The sequence below is a fragment of the Caballeronia sp. LP006 genome, assembly GCF_031450995.1.
In the GTDB taxonomy this organism is placed as follows: Bacteria; Pseudomonadota; Gammaproteobacteria; order Burkholderiales; family Burkholderiaceae; genus Caballeronia.
Genome location: NZ_JARTVW010000004.1, coordinates 472,509 through 492,918, shown reverse-complemented (window position 1 = coordinate 492,918; position 20,410 = coordinate 472,509). Strand labels below are relative to the sequence as shown.

The following is a 20,410-nucleotide window of genomic DNA, read 5'->3' as shown; positions in this document are numbered from 1 at the left end:
GCAAGTGCTAAGCGGGCTTAATATAATTGATGACAAGTAACCCTCGCTGCATGGCGGCGCAAAGCCCGGAGAGAAGCTTTGCGCAACGCCCGACTAGGACTAGCTGGAGTCCCGTGTCGATGGGAATAGCACTTGCTGCCCGTTCCCTTTGTGCCTGCAGTTGTCCAAGCATAATAATGACGCATGCAGGCTGGCGGTTTCGAAGGCACTCCTTGCTTACGTCTGAACACCGCCAAAGACGAGGAAAATACAAATGAGACCGGTGGTTTTCGGCAAAAGATTCGGATGGCTGCACGCAGGCGCCGGCACGCGCGGCGTCGTTCTCTGCAACACCTATGGCCACGAATATGTATGGACTTATAGCGGCCTGCGTCACCTGGCAGACGCTCTTGCGGCCCGCGGCTTGTGGGTCTTGCGCTTCGACTATCTCGGCACGGGGGATTCAGCCGATCTAGAAGCAGGACAAGATCTGTTCGATTCGGCGGTGGATGACATCGGTTCAGCCGTCGATTTCCTCAAGGAACAGACGGGTATCGAACACGTCACGCTAGCGGGCTTTCGGGTCGGTGCCGCGTTCGCTTTGGCTGCGGCGCTCAAGCGTCCCGTCGACGATCTCGCCTTGCTTGCGCCAGTCGTGAGCGGACGCACCTATATTCGCGAACTCGGCGCGGTGCGCAAGACCTGGCTCGACCAGCTCGCACCGCCCCTTCGCGAAGCGCAACCCAAGACTGGTCCGCTCAACGTGCTGGGTCAGGTTTATGACGATGCCTTTAGAGCCCGACTGGAAAAGATCGATCTCGCGTCGCAAGTGAAAAGTGCGGCTGATGCGCCCGCCAATCGCGTATTGCTGATGCACGCACGAACGAGCTCGAAAGACCCGCTGCTGGATGCGCTCAGTGGGCTTGGCGTCGATACGCAGACACAACCCTTTGAAGATTTGCTTGGCTTCATTCAAGAGTCGGCATTCACGGTATTGCCCAAGGCTGCTTTGGCAACGGCCACTGAGTGGATTGCAAACGGCGCGCTCGAAGCAGGCCCCGTTAATACATCGGCTGCGGCACATGACGTGTGGCCAGATCTCGTCATCGAAACGCCGGAGGCTGTCGAGCGTCCCGTGCGAATGGACGAACAAGGACTCGTAGGCGTGCTGTGCGAGCCGCGTCATGGTGCAGCGCGTGGCCCTGTGTTTGTCATGACGAATACGGCGGCGAGTTCACGCGTAGGCGATAGCCGGCTTTCCGTGCGGATTGCACGCGAGCTAGCATCACGTGGTATTGCTTCATTGCGGTTCGATGCACGCGGCCGTGGCGACAGTCCGCTTCCTTCGGGCGATGTGCAGTCAGACACGCCCTTCGGCAGAATCTATAACGTGGTCGCAACCGAAGACACTGGCGTCGCCGCGCGTTGGTTGTCCCGGCAAGGCTACAAGACGATCTATGCGTTCGGCATTTGTTCAGGTGCGTATCACGCTTTGAAGGCAGCGGTCAGCGAGAGCGTTATTACCGGCGTGATTTCGGTGAATATCCCTACGTTCAAGCGTCCCGAGGACAAAACGCCCGAAGCGTTGCGCGAATCCACACGCAACTCCATGGCGGGTTATGCGTTCTCCATGCTCGATCCGCAGAAGTGGAAAGCCATTTTGCGCGGCGATAAGAATCTGCTTCGCGTAATGGGCTTTATCGGCGGCTACATGCTCACGCGTGCGCGTTCACGTGTCGTCGATGTATTGAGGCTCGACAGCCTGAGCAAAACGCCGCCCGAGCAGGCCACTACACCCATGCCGATCATTCGCGCGCTCGACGCTAGAGGCGTGAACACGGTGCTGGTCTACGGCGCCTACGATGCGGGCCTGGACTTGCTCGCCGCGCATTGCGGCAAGCTGGGCGCCCGACTCAAGCGGCTTCGTTCAGTGCGTGTCGCAACTTACGCCGATGTCGATCATTCGTTGTTCAATGCCGCGAGTCTTCCGCAAGTGATCGCGTTGTGCGAGTCGGTCATCACGCAGACGAACGTGCAGACCGAAGTTCCAGGCGTGTCGCAACAGCGAAACCATAGCAGCGCACTGACCGATCAACGCGTTTGATGCTTCTGCCTATAAGCGACATGTAGTGCACGCACGCGTTCTGCAAGGTCGTCGACGGGGCCATCCACGATTGCTCCGTCGATCACCTCTTCAATGGGCAGCGCGCGGACAGGGCCGGGCCCAGCACCGAGTTCCTCACGCCAGCGCGTGAACTGCGCAGTCGAACTCGCATAGACGATTCGCCCAAGCCCCACCCATGCATGCGCCGCCGAACACATCGGACAATGCTCGCCCGATGTGTAGACCACGGCATTCTTGCGCGCGGGCTCGCTCATATTTTCCGCAGCCCACTTTGCAATAGCGAACTCAGGATGCAAGGTCTTGTCGCCCGTGCTGATGCGGTTACGATCCTCAAAGAGCACGTGACCGTCGCTCGCCACCAGTAGAGAACCAAAGGGTTCATCGCCTTGGTCGAGCGCTTCTTTAGCCAGTTCGATGCATCGTTCGAGATGTTTCCTGTCCACGCTATCTATCATTCGACCTCTCCGTTGTTTGCTCGACTTCTTGAATTGAACACGCCTCAATAAACCGGATTCAAGCATTCGTACCGACCGCCGTTAAGAAGAAAACAGGCCTTTTCTTCATATCATTAGGGTCGTAACTCGATTTCGCTTTGCGGCGGTTTGCCGGGGTGCAGGTGATGAACGTTTCATGTTTTCTAGCGGTATGGCTAATGGTGTTCAGCCTTGCCAGCGGTGCGCGCGCGGCTACGTCGCCGCTCAATTACACCACGTCCTGGATCGGCAACACTTTTGGCTTCGGCGATGGCAAGTGGATGCAGCAGGACATACAAGCCATCCGCGTTGCACCGGAAGGAACCGTCTATACCAATAGTCCGTGGGATGAAAGCGGCGCCGAGATCGCGGCGTATCGCAATGGCGACCGAATCGCGGTGGCGGGTGCGACGCATGGTTGGGGCGCGGCGGGCGGCGACGCCATTGCATCGAACAGCACATACCTCTATGCGGCGATGTCCATCGGCAATCAAGGCGGTGGCCTCGTCGGCGCGGATTATCCGCCCAACGGTTATACGTGGTTCGGCATTACGCGACGCACGATCGCCAACATCGCCAAGGGCGCGTCTTTTACGGGCGGCGCCGGCAACAGCGCGAATGCTACCAAGAACAGTTTCCTAATCGTGGCGACTGTGCCGGCCGGAACGGACGCGGGCATTCGCGGCCTGGCCGCTAACGATAGCGAGCTTTTTGTTTCCGACGCGTCGAGCAATCAGATCGTCGTGTTCGATGCCAACACGATGAGGCGTAATCGCGCGTTCAACGTGACATCACCGGGACGCATGGCACTCGATATAGACGGCACGCTTTGGGTCATTACAGGCACGTTCAACGGACACCCCGCCATTGCACATTATTCGACGACGGGCGCGCTACTTGGCGGCGTGCCGATACTCCCGATAGGAACGGTACCCGCGGATATCGCGGTCACTCCATCGGGTGATCTTTATATCGCAGATAACGGCGTGGGCCAGCAGATCTTGCCTTTCCGAAAAAACGCAGCGCTAGCTGCGATCGGCACGCTCAAGGGCGTGAATCATGCGACCGCTGGCACGATCGAAGCAGGGCGCTTCAACTCGGTCACGGGTATCGGTTTCGATCAGGCCGGCAATCTGTACGTTGGACAAAATGGCGAAGGTCCGCGAGCTCTGAACTCTGCCTCGGTGGGAACGGGCGCGGTGCTGCAGGCTTTCAAAGGCGTCACACGTTCTGTTACATGGGAACTGGACGGTCTCGTGTTCGTCGATGGCGCGAGCTTCGATCCCGGCGCGCCGAACACCATCTATACCGGCTCGAAAGTCTTTACGATGGACTGGAGCAAGGCGCCCGGCAAGCAATGGACGTACACGGCGCATACCGTGGACCGCTTCACTTTTCCTGATGACCCTTCGATTCACATCGGACGCGCGGTGCGTGGCCAGCCGATGGTACGGCGCCTGAACGGCAACCGGCCGTATCTATTCACGCTCGATCCATATTCGCATCAGCTCTATGTGCATCGCTTCGACGCCGCGCACGGTTATACGGCAATACCATCGGTCATGTTCGCCGAGTCCTATATTTCAGGCGGTTTTCCAGCGAATCAACCGGCCTATGGCGAATGGATGTGGCGCGACATCAATGGCGATGGCCATCTCGACACGAGCGAATTCATAGGCAATCCATCGACGGGGAGTCTGATAGGCAACAGCTTCATCTGGGTCGATTCCCTTGGCAACGTATGGTTCGGTACCCCGACGAGCGGCATACGAGAAATGCCGCTGCAGGGCTTCGATGCCTTGGGCAATCCGCTTTACACCTATACATCGGCGAAGACTTATACGATGCCAGCGCCTTTCACGCGCATTGGCCGAGTGCTTTACGTGCCTGAGACCGACACGATGTATATCTCGGGCTTCACGCAAACCATTCCCTATGATGCCGCGCGCTGGAAAGAGGCCGGCCCATATCTCGCGCGTTACGACAACTGGACTCGCGGGCCGCGCGTCATGACCTATCTCATCGCGCTGCCTTGGGACACGACGGCCAACCCCGTAATCACGCCCGTGGGACTTGCGACAGCGGGCAATTACCTCTTTGTTGCGGGCCTCTTCACGCAGAAGGTTTATGTGTACGACGCGCGCACCGGCGCACACGTGGGCTGCATGTCGCCGGGCGCGAACGTAGGCTGGACTAGCGGCTATGTCGATGTGGAACTAGGTATCAGCGCCACGCTAAGGGCCAATGGTGAATACGACATTCTTTTGGAAGACGATGCACGCGCCAAGATTCTGATGTACCAGTGGAAGCCATGAATTCTTGGCGCAGTGCAACGCGCCAACAAGTCAGATGCGGCAAGCAAATGATTATGGCCTTGCTGCAACCGCAAAGCCGTTCATCGTTATCACCAGCTATTGAGCCTACAAAATATCCAAGGGAAAGTCCTAAGAAAAACATCTGATGTCTGATGTATATTTGACTGCATGCTACCGAAGAGAGCAACATGCGTCTAAGCGTAGAGCGTTCAATGAGCGACAAGATTCAAGAGTCGCTCCTGACCATGATCCGTGAGCGCAAGCTCAAGCCGGGCGATCAGATTCCCACGGAACTGGAACTCTGCGAATTGCTCGGGGTAGGCCGTTCGAGTTTGCGTGAAGCCGTTGCTCAGATGATCTCGCACGGTCTGCTGTCTCGGGTTCAAGGTCGCGGCACCTTCATCAGACAAATTTCGCTGAAGTTGCAGGGTGGTCTGGATGATCTGATGTCCGTAACCGACATGATCAAGAGCGTCGGCGCCGTGCCTTCAACGAGTCGCATACAGATGGATACCATTGCGGCATCGGAGAGCTTGGCAGAAAGACTCGGCATCGAGCTTGGGGCGCCGTGCGTACGTATCGAACGCGTGCGCCGCGCGGACGACGCCGTAGCCGCCTATTGCATCGACACCATTCCGAAGACGCTCTTCGATGCAGCGGACGGTGAAGTCGGCGAATCGCTTTTTGGCATGTTCGCGCGCACGGGCCGGCGTCTGTCGCATACGCATACGTCAATACAGCCGACCATCCTCACGCCGCGCGATCTGCCGGAACTCGGAGACGGCTTCGGTTTGTTTCTCCTGCTGGACGAAGTGGATTTCGATCAGAGCGGGGAACCGCTCTGCTATAGCAACGACTACTACAACACGAGCATTTTCAAATTCGATCTGGTGCGCAAGCGTCGCTAAGACAATCTTGCGTTTAGACGCGCACCAGAAGCAACATCGGAGGAGACACCGATGGAGTTCGAGGCTTTTACCGCAAGCGAGCTTGCCGCGTATCTCGGCGCAATTCCCGAGATACGTGCGCTGCTTGGCGAGCCGCACGATCTGGAAGTGGCCGAAGTCGGCGACGGCAACCTGAACTATGTGTACTTCGTGACGAACACGAAGGCGCCGGAACGCAGCGTCGTCGTCAAGCAGGCGCCGCCTTTTTTAAGACTAGTCGGCAAGACGTGGCCGTTGTCGTGTCAGCGCATGGAGCATGAGGTAGCGGCGTTACGCCGCTTCGGTGCGCTATGTCCGCGGCATGTGCCGAAGGTGTATCACGCTGACAGCAAGCGCTTTCTGATGGTGATGCAAAGGCTCGCCTCGCATCGCATTTTGCGGCAAGGCCTGATGGATGGCGTCGTCTATCCGAAGCTCGCCGCGCATCTGTCGACGTACCTTGCGCACACGCTTTTTCACGGGTCCGATCTGTTTCTCGCGCCGGACATCAAGAAAGCGGCCATGAGCGCGGCGGTCAATTCCGAGTTGTGCAAGATCACCGAGGACCTCGTCTTTACGTTTCCTTTCGAAGATCATCCGTCGAACGTGTACAGCGCCGCATTGCCTGCGTCATCGCTTGAACGACTGAGGACCAGCGAAGCGTTGCGCATTGCCGCGGGCGACATGAAATGGGCGTTCATGAATCACGCCGAGACCTTGCTGCATGGCGATCTGCACACCGGCTCGATCATGGTCAACGAAGACGAAACCTTCGTGATCGATCCGGAATTCTCGTTCTACGGACCGATGGGCTTCGATATCGGCGCGGTGCTCGCAAACCTGCTGCTCGCGTATTTTTCGCGCGACTGGCATGGCCGTATAGACGATCGAGATCCTTCCGGCTATCAGGAATGGTTGCTCGTTCAAGTGGCCGAGGTCTGGAATGGCTTTAGCGCGCAATTTCTAAAGCTGTGGCGCGAGCACGAAAGCCGTAGCGGACGCGGCTTTATAGGCGGTCACGCAGAAGCGCGATCTGTCGAAGGTTATCGCACGCACTTCATGCGTCGGCTGCTAGCGGATACGCTCGGCTTCGCTGGCTGCAAGATGATTCGGCGCATTGTCGGCATGGCGAAGGTCGCGGACATCACGCGCATTCCAGATGCTCAGGCGAGGGCGCGTATCGAAGTGCGCTGTCTGCGTTGCGCGGAAGACCTGCTGGTCAAGCGCGCGACGCTTGGCAGTATCGAACAGGTCGTCATGCTTGCGCGCGAGGTTCAGCGCGAAACAATCACACATGCATAGTCCACTCGGAGCTTCCATGGTTGCGCAGTCCTTGTTCCCCACGCTTGCCCCGACGATCGAATGGCGCGATGGCGATCTCCTGCTGCTCGATCAGACGCGCCTGCCGCATGAAATCGTGGTGGAGCATGTCGCCGATGCAGCCGCCGTCTGGCGAGCCATTCATGAATTACGCGTGCGGGGTGCGCCCGCCATCGGCGTCGCGGCAGCATACGGATTGTGCGTCGCCATGCAGGACGCGCGCGACTTGCCCTTGACGCAATTTCGTGCCGAGCTTGAACGGCGCGCGGGCTGGCTCGATACCGCGCGCCCCACGGCGGTGAATCTGAGTTGGGGATTGAGACGCATGCTGCAATGCGCGCGCGCATGCAACGCAAGCGACTCGAAGGCGCTTTACGAAGCTTTGGTGGATGAGGCCAAACAGATTCATGCGGAAGATCAGGCGCTATGCGAAGGCATCGGCATGCATGGTCTGCCGCTTATCGAACCGGGCAGCGGCGTGCTCACGCATTGCAATGCAGGTGCGCTTGCCACCACAGGCTTAGGCACCGCCACCGCGCCGATTTATGCCGCACATCGCGAAGGCATTGTGTTCAAGGTGTTCGCGGACGAGACACGGCCGCTTTTGCAAGGCGCGCGCCTGACCGTGTTCGAACTGCAGCAGGCGGGCGTGGATGTAACGCTGATCGTGGATAGCGCGGCCGCGTCGATCATGTCGCATGGACTGGTGGACCTCGTGATCGTCGGCACGGACCGGGTTGCGGCAAATGGCGACTTCGCCAACAAGATCGGCACACTGAGCGTGGCCATCGCAGCGAATTACTACGGCATACCGTTCTACGTGGCTTGTCCTTCGTCCACACTGGACTTCCGCACACCGACCGGCGCGCAGATCGAGATAGAAGAACGTCGTGAAGAAGAGGTGACATCGCTTGCAGGGCAACCTATTGCGCCGCGAGCCATCAACGCGCGCAATCCCGCATTCGATGTCACGCCGCATGAACTCGTCACGGGCTTCATCACGGAGCGCGGTATCGTGAAAGCGCCTTTCGAACGTTCGTTGCGTGGTTTCTTCGCAGCCGAAGGTAATGCCGCATGAGCGCGGTGGATGAAGGCGCGCTGCGCCGGAGTATTGTCGAGACCTCGCTCGAAATGGAGCGGCTCGGCATCAATCAGGGAACCTCGGGTAACGTCAGCGCGCGCTTCAACGACGGCTTTCTCATCACGCCCAGCGGCGTTCCTGCGCGTGAAATGCACGAAGACATGATAGTGTGGCTGCCGTTAAATGTCGGTGACGACGCGAGCGTGCTGCGCACGGCTCGCCCGTCTTCGGAATGGCGCATTCATCGCGACATTCTTCGAGCACGGCAAGACATGCACGCGGTCGTGCATACGCATTCCATAGCGGCCACGGCGCTTGCCATTCATGGACGCGATATTCCCGCTGTGCACTACATGGTCGCGGCCGCCGGCGGACATTCCATTCGCTGCGCGCCTTATGCGCTCTTTGGCACGCAAACTCTTTCCGATCACGCTTTAGCCGCGCTTCTGAACCGGCGTGCGTGTCTGCTCGCGCATCATGGTGTGGTCGCGCTCGGCACCGATCTTGCGCGCGCCGTGTGGCTCGCGCATGAAGTGGAAGTGCTTGCCAAGCAATATCTTCTCGCCTGTCAGTTGGGTGCTCCGCCGCTTCTTTCGGAGGAGCAGATGGATGAAGTGTTGGAGAAGTTCAAGACTTATGGCAAGCGCGACAAGAAGGATTCTTAGCGCGCTTGCCTTGAGGAAATAGTCGTTTGCATCGTAATGAATAAATCCTACAACGGAGACAGCTATGGCCTGGAATTCAGCAAGATTCGACGGATGGGGCACGTTCGGTAAATCGACCGGCGCGGTTTTTCTATGCGCGGCGGCCGCGCTTAGCGGTTGTTCCAAGAGCGACAACAGTTCGACCGCCAGCAGTTCAGGCGCGAGTTCGAGCGAAGCCGCGAGCGCTCCCGCAAGCGCGCCGGCGCCGGCCGCTGCCGCGGGCGGCAAGGCGAAAATAGGCTTTTCGATTGCAACGCTTAACAATGCGTTCTTTGTCGGGCTCAAGGCCGGCGTGGAGAAGGGCGCCAAGGAGCAAGGCTTCGATCTCGTCCAGACCAATGCCAATGGCGACGCGCAACAGCAAGTCAACGACGCCATCAACTTGCTGAGTCAAGGCGTGACTGCCCTCGTGCTGAATCCTATCGACTCCAAGGCCATCATTCCGGCTGTCGAGAAAGCCAACTCGATGAACATTCCGGTCTTCACGCTCGATCGTGGGTCGGATGGCGGCAAGGTGACTTCGTTCGTTGCGTCGGATAACGTCGCGCTCGGTCAAACCGGCGCCAAGTGGATTGCCGATCAACTGACCAAACGCTACGGTTCGGCTAAAGGGAACGTGGTGGATTTGATCGGCCTTGTCGGCACGACCGCCGCCACCGACCGTGAGAAAGGCTTTAGCGACGAAATGGCGAAGTATCCCGACATCAAGGTGGTTGCGCGTCAGGAAGGCGCATTCGATCAGGAGAAGTCGCTTAACGCGATGACCAATATCCTGCAGAAATATCCGCAAATCGACGCGGTATTCGGCGCCAACGACGACAACACCGTGGGTGCGGAAAAGGCTATCGACAATGCGGGCCGCTATAAGCCGCTCGGCGATAAAGCGCACATTCTCGTGATCGGCGCGGATGGCACGGCGCAGGCGCTTTCCGCCATTCGCTCCGGCAAGCAGGACGCGACCATCTCGCAGAACCCCATTCAGATGGCCGCCAAGTCGCTGCAGTTCATCGCGGACTACAACGCCAAGAAGGACGTTCCGGCGAATTATGCCTGGCCGACTTTACTCATCGACAAATCGAATATCGATTCGGATGAGACCAAGAAGTACGGGCTGTGGTCAGAGGAAGTCAAACAGTAAGGCAAGCTGCGGGCACACGCTTAAGACTTCAAGCGTTCGAGCGTTTGGGCTCTAGCGCGTTGCCCGCTAACGGAATGCACGACATGACAGTCGAAACGGAAGCGCAAGCGCAGGCGCCGCTCAAAGCGTCCGCGCCGCTATTGCGCATGCAAGGCATCGTCAAGAGCTTTCCTGGCGTCAAGGCGCTGCGCGGCGTCAGCCTCGAACTGCGAACGGGCCATGTGCTCGCTATCGTCGGCGAGAATGGCGCGGGCAAATCGTCGCTCGTGAAGACCTTGTCTGGCGCGTATGAGCCGGATGAAGGCACGATCGAGATCGACGGCATACCGCTTGCGCGCGGCACCAACGCAGCGATCGATGCAGGCGTGGCCGTGATTTATCAGGAGCTCTCGCTGATCAACGACATGACGGTCGCGGAAAATTTATTCCTTGGCCGCATGCCTGCAAAGAACGGCTTCGTCAAGCAACGCGAGGCCAACCAGCTTGCGCGCGAAGCGCTGGATCGCGTGGGACTCGACAACGTGCCGCCGTGGATGCGCCTCGGCGATCTGCCGCTCAACAAGAGGCAGCTCGTGGAAGTAGCAAAAGCCGTGGCGCGCGATGCCCGAATCCTCGTCATGGACGAACCCACGGCCGCGCTGCAGAGCCAGGACATCGCCAATCTTTATGCCGTGGTGCGGCGGCTGCGTGCCTCGGGCATGGGCATCATCTTCATTTCGCATCATCTGGAAGAGGTGTTCGAACTCGCCGATTCCGCCGTCGTAATGCGCGATGGCGCGACGGTCGGCGCGCGTCCGATGTCGCAATGGACCGAAGCCGAACTCGTGCAGGCAATGGTCGCGCGCAATCTCGAATCGTTCTATCCGTGGGAGCCGCGTCCTTATGGCGATGTCGTGCTCGAAGTGCGCAATCTCGCTAGCGCGCCGTTGCTGCGCAATGCGAGCTTTACGGTACGCTCGGGCGAAATCCTGGGCATAGCGGGCATTGCCGGGGCAGGACGCACCGAATTGCTCAAGACGATCTTTGGCGCGCTGCCCGCAACCGGTGGCGAGATTTTCGTGAAGGGCAAGAAGGTCACGAATCATTCGCCCACTCAAGGCGTGCGTCACGGCCTCGTTTATACCTCGGAGGACCGCAAGCTCGAAGGGCTCGTGCTCGATGCCAACATCGAAGAGAACATCGCACTGTCGAGCCTTAAAGCGCTTGCGAGCGGCGGCTTCGTGAGCCGCGCCAAGAAACGCAAGCTGGCGCAGGAAGCAAGCACGCGCTTCGGCGTTCGCTCGTCTTCGGTGTTGCAGATCACCGGCACGCTTTCCGGCGGCAATCAGCAGAAAGTCATTCTTGGCCGCGCAACGGCAACAGCACCCGTGGTCATCATGCTCGATGAACCCACACGCGGCATCGACGTGGGTGCGAAGACCGAAATCTACGCACACATGGTGTCGATGGCGCGTGCGGGCGCAGCGGTCGTCATGGTGAGTTCCGAGTTGCCGGAGTTGCTCGGCATGTCGGATCGCGTGCTCGTGATGTATCGCGGCAGCATCGTGACGGAGCTACGGCGCGACAAAGCGGACTCTGAAACTGTCATTCAATGGGCTACAACAGGAGCAGGCGCATGACCTCCACGGCAGCCAACCGCGAGGACTCGGAGGCGCTCTCGCGCCGCGTGATTCGCCAACTGAGGAGCGGCATCGGGCCATTGTTTGCCGCACTCGTCATCATCTGCATCGCCTTGTCGATTGCATCGCCCGAGTTTCTGACGACCAGCACGCTCACCAACATCATGGTGCAGGTCTCGGTCGTCGGCATCGCGGCGGTAGGCGGCACGTTCGTCATCATCACGTCGGGGATCGATCTGTCGGTCGGATCGCTCGTTGCGTTGAGCGGCATGGTCGCGGCCACGGTCATGGCAGGATCGAGCCCAGGCGCCGTCGGTCTCGGCGTTGGAGGGTTATGCGTCGCAATTGCGGTCGGGGCCGCGGCAGGCGCGCTCAACGGCCTTGCCGTGTCGTGGTTGCGCCTCGTGCCCTTCATCGTCACGCTCGCGATGATGGCCATGGCGCGCGGCCTCACGCTCGCCATTTCCGATGGTCGCACGAAGTTCGATTTCCCCACCGCCTTCACGGCCTTCGGCGCGAAGACCGTCGCGGGCTTGCCCATGCCGATGATCGTCATGCTCGTGATCTTCGCCATAGGCCATGTGCTCTTGCGCAAGACCACGTTCGGGCATCAGGTCTTTGCAGTCGGCGGCAATCAGGAAGCCGCGCGTCTTGCCGGTATTCCCGTGCGCCGCGTGGTTTTCTTCACCTACATGCTGGCCGGCGTAACTGCTGCCATCGCTGGGATCGTGCTTGCCGGACGGCTCAATTCCGCCTTGCCGTCCGCGGCCAACGGACTCGAATTGCAGGTGATCGCCGCTATCGTGATTGGCGGGACATCGCTTGCGGGTGGACGTGGCTCGATCGTGGGCACCTTTATCGGCGTCGTGCTGATCGGCGTGATCAACGTGGGTTTGTCGCTACTCGGCGTGAATCCCTTCTGGACGCAATTCATTCAAGGTGGGGTCATTTTCGCGGCTGTCTTGCTCGACGCGCTTAGTCAGCGGCGCAAGCGTTAGACGTGTTCTTGCAACGCACCCTAAAACCGGAGGAGCACAACATGAAGAAAATCATTAACCAGCCCGATGTCTTCGTCGATGAAATCATCGAGGCTTTGCTTATCGCTCATCCCGCGTGGATCAAGAGCGCGACGGACGACAAACGCGCGCTCGTGCGCAAGGACGCGCCCAAGGAAGGCAGAGTGGGAATCGTGACAGGCGGCGGCTCGGGACATTTGCCCGGCTTTCTCGGGTACGTCGGCGAGGGGCTTTGCAGTGGCGTGGCCGTGGGCAACGTGTTTTCATCGCCCTCGGCGGAACAGATATTCGAAGCGACCAAGGCAGTGGATGGCGGCGCGGGCGTGCTTTACGTATACGGCAACTATGGCGGCGACGTCCTGAATTTCGACCTTGCCGCCGACTTGGCCGAACCCGAAGGCATCGACATCAAGACAGTGGTGTTGACCGACGATGTAGCATCCGCGCCGAAGGAACGTGCGGCCGACAGGCGCGGCGTCGCGGGCATGTTGTTCGCGTTCAAATGCGCGGGCGCCGCCGCTGAACGCGGCGATTCGCTCGATGAGGTCACGCGCATTTGCGGCAAGGCGAATGCCCATTGCCGGACCATGGGCGTGGGCCTCTCGCCGACGATACTTCCCGCAGCAGGCAAGCCGACCTTCACATTGCCCGATGGCGAGATGGAAATCGGTATCGGCATTCATGGCGAACCGGGAACGCATCGCGGCAAGCTCGAAACGGCCGATGCCATCGCCGAGCGGCTTATCGGTCAGATTCTCGGCGATCTGAACGCGCCTAAGGGATCGAAGCTCGCGATACTTGTGAACGGCCTCGGCGCGACGCCGCTCGAAGAACTGTATTTGCTGTATCGCCGTTCCTCGCAACTCATCGCCGATCAGGGCCTGAAAATAGCGCGCTCGTATGTCGGCGAATACGTAACGAGTCTGGAAATGGCGGGGGCATCGATCACGGTGATGCTGCTCGACGACGAACTCGAAGCGCTGCTCGAAGCGCCCGCGAGTTCGCCATTTTTCCGCGACGGCACCGCATCGTAAGAGGAGTGCGCAATGAGCGTATCGAACCAGGAACTGCGCGCCATTTTGACGCGTGCGCTAAGCGCGCTGCCCGCGCATGCCGACGAGTTACGCGACCTCGACGCCGCTTTGGGCGACGGCGATCTCGGCATCACGGTGCAATCAGGGTCCATTGCCATCGTGAAGGCGCTTGCCGCTTTGAACGATGACGCCTCGCTTACCGACGTATTGTTCGCTGCGGGCAAGGCGTTCTCGACAGCGAATCCATCTACGTTTGCAGCGCTCGTCGGCGGCGGCTTGCTCGCGGCAGGCAAGGCGATGAACGGCAAGGACACGGTGAGCCGCGACGAGGCGCTTGGCATCGGACGCGCGGTGGCTGCGCGCATCATCGAACGTGGCAAGAGTCAGGTCGGCGACAAGACCGTGCTCGATGCACTCGTGCCGAGTCTCGATACGCTCGAAGCATCGCAAGGCAGCGCGACTGAGTTGCTCGATGCCATGATCGCGACTGCGCAAGCGCAGGTAACGGCTACTGCCTCGAAGCAATCGCAAAAGGGGCGCGCGGCATGGGTGCAAGAACGCAGCATCGGCCACGCTGACCCTGGTGCGACCGCTTATGTGCGCTTTTTGCAGGCCTTGCGCGAAGCGGTCGCCAGTTGAATCAATCCAGCGTGATGCCGTCGAAACGATGGCCTCCAAGCGGACTGATCAGATAACCGTGCACGCGCTTCGAGATCGGCTGAAACGTATTGGCGTGCGCAAGCGGTGTGTACGGCACCTGATCCTTGAAGACGACTTGCGCTTCTTCATAAAGCTTCGTACGCGCGCTTTGATCTGTTATGAGGCGCGCTTTAGCCAAAAGATCGTCGAACTGCTTGTTGCACCATTTCGCCATGTTGCTGCCATGCACTGCATCGCAGCCCAGCGTGGTGCCGAGCCAGTTGTCGGGGTCGCCGTTATCGCCTAGCCAGCCGTAGAGAATGGCGTCGTGCTCGCCATTGGTCTTTGCGCGCTTGTTATATTCGGCCCATTCGTAGCTGACGATATTCGCCTTTACGCCGATCTTCGCCCAATCCGATTGAATCAGTTGCGCCATCAGTCGCGCGTTCGGGTTATAGCCGCGCTGCACGGGCATGGCCCATAGCGTAATGGTGAAGCCATCGGGAAAGCCCGCTTGCTTCAACAACTCGCGCGCCTTCGCGGGATCGTGCGGTGCGTCTTTCAGCGCCTTGTTATACGACCATTGCGAAGGCGGCATCGGGTTCGTGGCCAGCGTGGCCGCGCCTTCGTAGACGGTCTTGATGATCGCCTGCTTGTCGATCGCCATGTCCAGCGCGCGGCGCACCGTCACGTTGTCGAGCGGCTTGTGCGTCGTGTTGTAGCCCACATAGGCAACGTTGAAGCCCACGCCCGACAACACCGTGAGCTTCGGATTTTTTTTCGCCTCGACGATATCGGCAGGGCGCGCGAACGAGGTGAGTTGGCACTCGCCGCTCGCGAGCTTTTGTTCGCGCACGGCGGCATCGGGCGTGATCGAGAAGACGAGCTTGTCGATATGCACGTCCTTGCGATTCCAATAGCTTGGGTTCGCGTCGTAACGAATGGTCGCGTCCTTTTGATAATCGCGGAACACGAAAGCGCCGGTGCCGACAGGCTTCTGATTCATGTCCTCCGGCCGGCCTTCCTTGAGCAATTGCGCGGCATATTCGGCGGAAAGAATGGACGCGAACTCCATGGCGATGTTGCGCACGAAAACGACATCGGCCGTCTTTAGTGTGAAGCGCACGGTGTTGTCGTCGAGCTTCTCGACCGATGCGATGTTCTTGTCGTAGCCGAGATCGGTCAAATACGGAAAGCTCACCGGGTGCGCCTTCTGGAACGGGTCGTTCGGGTCGATCATGCGTTTGAACGTGAAGACTACATCGTCGGCGTTGAAATCACGCGTGGGCTTGAACCACGATGTCGACTGGAATTTCACGCCGCGTCGTAGATGGAAGGTGAAGGTCTTGGCATCGGGCGACTCGTCCCACTTTTCGGCGAGGCCTGGCGTCAGGTCGAGCGTGCCGCGTTTGAATTCGACCAACGTGTCGTAGACGGCGTGCGCGCTGGCGTCGAAGTCGGTGCTGGTGGTGAACTGGGCGGCATCGAATCCGGCGGGGCTGCCTTCGGAACAGAAGACGAGGGTCTTGCTTTGAGCCGATGCGGTCTGCGGCGTGGCGATGAACGCGGCGAGAAGGGAGACGGCAAAACCGCACAGGGCGCGTGCGCTTCTTCGAGTCGGAGCTTTAACCATTGTGCCTCTCTGGGATGGAGATAAGTGGATGAGGCGTACTTTAGCAAGGGATTGGCTTCTGAGTCGTCGAGCGTAATTGCGTGACGCGTTGATCGGGAAGTGGGGTCGCTGCTCGGATTTATAGCCGAGCGTCCAACATAATAAAACTAATGTCTAATAGCGACCGACGAGGGATCACATTTTTATCGTTTTACGTTGTAGAACGTGAGTGAATTATCTTGTCATCATCGAAGCTTTATCTATTGAAGCAGATGCGGCCTTTGGCGAAGAAACCGTCGCGTCGAACGCAAGCAAGTAAAGCCGACGATGCGCGCCAAGTTAGGCTTACGCATCGGGTGCCGTAAAAAATCAGCGCTTTCGAGAAAACAGGCCTCACGTTTCACGCGAGCCTGCCGTAATCGTGAACATGAACTCAAAAACCTCTCTCCCATTCGCTCCCGGCAGCGCCTTGCACGGGAATACTCAATCCGTCGCTTTAGCTGTCGCCGCGCTGCGAAAGGCGCGAGGCAAGCTCAATCCCGACGACGTCGCAGCAGGCACGCGCGAGTTCGAAGCGCTTGAACTGGATTTCCTGAGGGATATGATCGATTTTCTGAGCGTCGATCCGAACGAGCACTGCTGGTTCGACGATTAAACGCAACGGCCGCTTCCATCTGCGGCCGTTGATTCGTTTCACCGACTGGCGGGCATTGAAATCCGATGGCGAATCTCAAGCCAATGACCGCCGCCTGAGCGCCTCACGCCTCCAACTGCTCCAGCACCTGGCCCTTGGTTTCGATTCCGAGGAAATGCACCGCCAGCGCGGCCAGCAACGGCACCGCGCCGAGCGCATAGAAGGCGAGGTCCATTTGGCCGCCGAGCAGCGTCTTGCCGACGAGCGCCGGCGCGAAGATCGCGGCCACCTTGAGCCATGCGCCGCCAAGTCCGCAGCCGAATGCGCGGATGCTGGTCGGATACAGTTCCGGCGTATAGACATAAGCGGTGATGAAGCCGCACGCCATGAATCCAAGCCCAAGCGCGCAGAACGTCGCGACCACGTAGACGGATTCATGCTGGAACACGCCCGCAAGCACCAGTGAAATCGAGCACAGAACGAACGACCAGTTGATGACCGGCTTGCGCCCAACCTTGTCGACGATCAACGCGCAGGTTACCGAGCCGATCACGCCGAGCACGGAAGCCGCGACGGCCAGGTTCAACGCGAGTTGCAGCGGTGCGTGATAAACCGTCTTGTAGATGGTAGGCAGCCACGTCGAGAGACCGTACTGAATCACCCCGCACGTCATCCATAACATTGCGACCGCGATGGTGCGTTTTAGATACGCCGGGCCGATCAGATCGAGACGGCGGCGCTTCGGATGGCGCAGCGCCATGGCATCGAATTCGGCGACGTTGCCAAGCGGCGGCAACGGGCCTTTCACCGAGGCCTCGAAGGCGCCGAGCGCATCGCTCGCTTCGCGCATGCGGCCGCGTTCCGAGAGCCAGCGCGGCGATTCCGGCACCAGCGTGCGCAACAGGAAGAACAGCACGAGCGGCACGCCGCCGATGATATACATCGCTTCCCAGCCGAAGCGCGGCACGATCCACGCGCCAAGCCCGTTCGATGCCAATAGTCCGATGGGAAACACGATCTCGTACAACAGCACGAAACGTCCGCGTCCATGCGCACGCGTGATCTCGTTGATGTAGGTCGCCGCCACCGGCAATTCGCCGCCCAATCCCAGCCCCTGCACGATACGCAACGCCACGAACACCGCGAACGAAGGCGCGAAGCCGCACGCGATACTGGTCAGCCCGATGATGCCCGAGCTCCACGCAATGGAACGCACACGCCCGTAACGTTCCGCGAGCGATGGAAACAGGAACGCGCCTACGAGTTGCCCGATCGATCCCGACGCAATCAGAAAGCCCACTTGCCCCGGCGTCAGCCCCCACTTCTGTATCAGAAGCGGCAACGTGGCCGCAATGACGATGACATCGAAGCCATCGAAAAAAGTCGCCGCACCGATCAGAATCCGGGCGCGCACCTGCATCGCATTGGCGGGCAGCCTCTCGATGCGCGCGATGATCGATCCTTTCGTCACCGGGGAAGCGGCGGCTGCGGCCGCGCCCTCGGCAGTGGTGGCGGTGCCGCCGTGCTCGGCGACCGTATTGCCCATGGTCCTCATGCCTGCTCCTGGGTGATTCGGTAAAGGGGTGATGGTTGTCTCAGGCGAGCGCTTTCGCGGTGTCGGCGAGGGCGGCGAGGTCCACCGCGCGTCCCTGGCTCATCCATTTCTTCGCGACCTTGAGATCGCGCGCCGCGTTGATCGCAATCACGCCGCGCAGCGCGTCGCCATCGAAGAAGAAGAGCGAAGCTCGGCGCGCTTCGAGATCGCCACGTACGACATGTGTGTAGCCGGGCGCGATATCGCCGAGAATCTGCAGATTGACGTCGAATTGATCCGACCAGAACCACGGAATTTCCGCATACGGCGCGCGCACCCCGAGTACGGCGCGTGCCGTGGCAATAGCCTGATTTTGCGCATTGGCCCACGATTCGAGCCGCACGCGACGCTTGAGCCACGCATTTGGATGATTGGCGACATCTCCGCAAGCGAACACGCAAGCGTCCGACGTGGCGCCGAATTCGTCGACGACGATGCCATCGTTCACGTCCAAACCCGCATGTTCGGCAAGCGCCGTGTGCGGATTCAGGCCGATGCCCGCTACCGCAAAATTGGCGTCTAGCGTGCTGCCATCGGCGAGATGCGCGCGCACGCCGCCTGCATGATCGTCCAGCGATACGAGCGATGCATTCAAACGCACGTCGACACCGTTATCGCGATGCAGACGCAACAGAAACGCCGATACCGCTTCGGGCACCGAGCGCGCGCATAGACGCGACGCACCTTCGATCACCGTCACATCGACGCCGAGCTTGCGCGCGGTCGCCGCCACTTCGAGACCGATCCAGCCGCCGCCGATCACGAGCAGGCGCTTGCCATGCGACTCGCGCATACGCGTGCCGAGCGCGACGGCGTCGTCGAGTGTGCGCAAGTAGGCAAGATGCGAGGTCTTCACCAGCGCGTCCGGCAGACGGCGTGCCGCGCCGCCGGTCGCGATCACCAGGCGGTCGTAATGCACTTCGCGGCCGCTCGCCGTCCGCACGACGCGCGCTTCGCGATCGATCGATGCCGCGCATTCCGGCTGCCACGCTTCGACATCGAGCGAAGCGAAGGCATCGTGATCGACGAGACGCACGGTGCTTATGTCCGCATCGCCCGAGAGCACGGCCTTCGAAAGCGGCGGACGCTCGTACGGCAGATGGATTTCATCGGCGATCATCACGAGCCGGCCATCGAAGCCTTCCTTGCGCAAGGTCCTGACGATCCAGCCGGCCGCCTGTCCGCCACCGATGACGACCACGGTGCGTGGCGCGTCGAGCACGTTCGAATCAGCCATTTTTACGCTCCGTCATGAACTTGCCTTCCGGCGCCTTCGCGTCCTTCTGACGGCGCGTGTGGCCGTCCAGCCCGCCATCCACGGCCCATTCGGCGAAGACCGTCGGACCTGGCTCGAAATCGCGCGGCTGCCATTCGGGCGTGAGCATGTCTTCATCGGCGTAATACTCGATGAGACCGCCCGCCGGATTTTTGAAGTACCAAAAGTACGCCGATGAAACCGGATGCCGCCCCGGTCCAAGCTGCGTGGCCCAGCCGCAGCGGCTGATATGCAGGCCGCCGCCGAAGACTTCGTGGATGTCGCGAACGGTGAAGGCGACGTGATTCAGGCCGCGTTTGCCATCGGGCAATTGCAGAAGAAAGATGTCGTGGTGCCCGCCGTGCGGCGCGCAACGCATGAACGCGCCGCGACCCGGGTAACGATCGGAGGTCTCGAAGCCGAGCAGCCCGTGATAGAACTTCTCCTGCTCGGCCACGCAGTTCGTGAAGAACACGACGTGTCCCACTTCCACGGGTTCGGCGCGATCGTAGACGGGGCTCGGTGTATCGACACGCAGCGTCTGTCCCCACACGTTCGAAGGCGAACCCTTCACGTCGAGCGCGCGTTTGGTCGTGACGACCACGCGTATCGACATGCCGTTCGGGTCGATACAGCCGACCGCGTCATCGGTCTCGAAGTGACCCGGCTGACCCGCGAAGCGTGTGCGCAATGCGTCGAGCTCCTCGCGCGTGGCGACGCCCCAGGTCACTTCGCGCAGCGTTGGACCGGCTTCGAAGGCGGGCGGCAACGCGGGGTCGTCGGCGAGCGCGAGTTGCACGGCGCAACCGTTGAGCGTTTCGAAGCGCGCGCCCGTCTCGTCGTGGGCGACTTCGCGCAGACCCCAATCCGCGAAAAAGCGCCGGCAGGTGTCGAGATCGTTCACGCCGTAAGTGATGCTTTCAATGCCAAGGATGGTCATAGCCGC

17 protein-coding genes are annotated in these 20,410 nt (G+C 60.0%); 12 read left to right on the top strand and 5 right to left on the bottom strand.

Annotated elements, in window-relative coordinates:
• Positions 1-253: 253 nt before the first annotated feature.
• Complete coding sequence (locus tag P9250_RS12350) at positions 254-2,083, top strand: serine aminopeptidase domain-containing protein (protein ID WP_250526711.1); 1,830 nt, start codon at positions 254-256, stop codon at positions 2,081-2,083.
• Here P9250_RS12350 and P9250_RS12345 read toward each other — a convergent pair.
• On the bottom strand, positions 2,071-2,625 hold the full coding sequence (locus P9250_RS12345; RefSeq protein ID WP_310393281.1) for a nucleoside deaminase: 555 nt from the start codon (positions 2,623-2,625) through the stop codon (positions 2,071-2,073). The two genes, P9250_RS12350 and P9250_RS12345, sit on opposite strands and share 13 nt — an antisense overlap.
• Before the next feature lie 98 nt (positions 2,626-2,723).
• On the opposite strand from P9250_RS12345, the gene P9250_RS12340 reads away from it, so the two are divergent.
• The 10 genes from P9250_RS12340 (at position 2,724) to P9250_RS12295 (ending at position 14,369) form a co-directional block, all read left to right on the top strand.
• Positions 2,724-4,892, top strand: a complete 2,169-nt coding sequence (locus P9250_RS12340) for a hypothetical protein (RefSeq protein WP_409014875.1) — start codon at positions 2,724-2,726, stop codon at positions 4,890-4,892.
• Between the two features lie 212 nt (positions 4,893-5,104).
• A complete protein-coding gene (locus P9250_RS12335; protein WP_244829674.1) occupies positions 5,105-5,800 on the top strand; it encodes a GntR family transcriptional regulator in 696 nt (231 codons plus the stop codon).
• A gap of 51 nt (positions 5,801-5,851) precedes the next feature.
• The gene (mtnK, locus tag P9250_RS12330) at positions 5,852-7,120 is read left to right on the top strand and encodes an S-methyl-5-thioribose kinase (RefSeq protein ID WP_310393279.1); all 1,269 of its coding nucleotides are present in this window, start codon (positions 5,852-5,854) and stop codon (positions 7,118-7,120) included.
• Between the two features lie 16 nt (positions 7,121-7,136).
• Entirely contained in the window at positions 7,137-8,216 is a 1,080-nt protein-coding gene (gene mtnA, locus P9250_RS12325; RefSeq protein WP_310393277.1) for an S-methyl-5-thioribose-1-phosphate isomerase, read from the top strand.
• Positions 8,213-8,884: an L-fuculose-phosphate aldolase gene (locus tag P9250_RS12320; protein WP_310393275.1), complete on the top strand. Its 672-nt coding sequence runs from the start codon at positions 8,213-8,215 to the stop codon at positions 8,882-8,884. Before mtnA ends, P9250_RS12320 begins: the two co-directional genes overlap by 4 nt.
• A 64-nt stretch (positions 8,885-8,948) precedes the next feature.
• Positions 8,949-10,061 carry a sugar ABC transporter substrate-binding protein gene (locus P9250_RS12315; protein WP_250467035.1) on the top strand — a complete coding sequence of 371 codons (1,113 nt, stop codon included), beginning with the start codon at positions 8,949-8,951 and terminating at the stop codon, positions 10,059-10,061.
• Between the two features lie 74 nt (positions 10,062-10,135).
• Positions 10,136-11,680, top strand: coding sequence for a sugar ABC transporter ATP-binding protein (locus P9250_RS12310; RefSeq protein ID WP_409014874.1), 1,545 nt, complete (start codon positions 10,136-10,138; stop codon positions 11,678-11,680).
• A complete protein-coding gene (locus P9250_RS12305) occupies positions 11,677-12,678 on the top strand; it encodes an ABC transporter permease (RefSeq protein ID WP_244828172.1) in 1,002 nt (333 codons plus the stop codon). The genes P9250_RS12310 and P9250_RS12305 overlap by 4 nt, the downstream gene beginning before the upstream one ends.
• A 41-nt stretch (positions 12,679-12,719) precedes the next feature.
• Entirely contained in the window at positions 12,720-13,730 is a 1,011-nt protein-coding gene (locus tag P9250_RS12300; protein ID WP_310393271.1) for a dihydroxyacetone kinase subunit DhaK, read from the top strand.
• A gap of 12 nt (positions 13,731-13,742) precedes the next feature.
• On the top strand, positions 13,743-14,369 hold the full coding sequence (locus P9250_RS12295; protein ID WP_250493403.1) for a DAK2 domain-containing protein: 627 nt from the start codon (positions 13,743-13,745) through the stop codon (positions 14,367-14,369).
• Position 14,370: 1 nt separating this feature from the next.
• Here the strand turns inward: P9250_RS12295 and P9250_RS12290 are convergent, their stop codons facing one another.
• Entirely contained in the window at positions 14,371-16,002 is a 1,632-nt protein-coding gene (locus P9250_RS12290) for an ABC transporter substrate-binding protein (protein ID WP_250510044.1), read from the bottom strand.
• 400 nt (positions 16,003-16,402) lie between these two features.
• Here P9250_RS12290 and P9250_RS12285 point away from each other — a divergent pair, with 400 nt between their 5' ends.
• Positions 16,403-16,636 carry a hypothetical protein gene (locus P9250_RS12285; RefSeq protein ID WP_250467024.1) on the top strand — a complete coding sequence of 78 codons (234 nt, stop codon included), beginning with the start codon at positions 16,403-16,405 and terminating at the stop codon, positions 16,634-16,636.
• Between the two features lie 103 nt (positions 16,637-16,739).
• Here the strand turns inward: P9250_RS12285 and P9250_RS12280 are convergent, their stop codons facing one another.
• The 3 genes from P9250_RS12280 to P9250_RS12270 are packed head-to-tail and all read right to left on the bottom strand — an operon-like array spanning position 16,740 to position 20,404.
• Entirely contained in the window at positions 16,740-18,170 is a 1,431-nt protein-coding gene (locus tag P9250_RS12280; RefSeq protein WP_409014873.1) for an MFS transporter, read from the bottom strand.
• Between the two features lie 40 nt (positions 18,171-18,210).
• Positions 18,211-19,446 carry an NAD(P)/FAD-dependent oxidoreductase gene (locus P9250_RS12275; RefSeq protein ID WP_250467022.1) on the bottom strand — a complete coding sequence of 412 codons (1,236 nt, stop codon included), beginning with the start codon at positions 19,444-19,446 and terminating at the stop codon, positions 18,211-18,213.
• Positions 19,439-20,404 carry a VOC family protein gene (locus P9250_RS12270; RefSeq protein WP_310393266.1) on the bottom strand — a complete coding sequence of 322 codons (966 nt, stop codon included), beginning with the start codon at positions 20,402-20,404 and terminating at the stop codon, positions 19,439-19,441. The genes P9250_RS12275 and P9250_RS12270 overlap by 8 nt, the downstream gene beginning before the upstream one ends.
• Between the last annotated feature and the right edge of the window lie 6 nt (positions 20,405-20,410).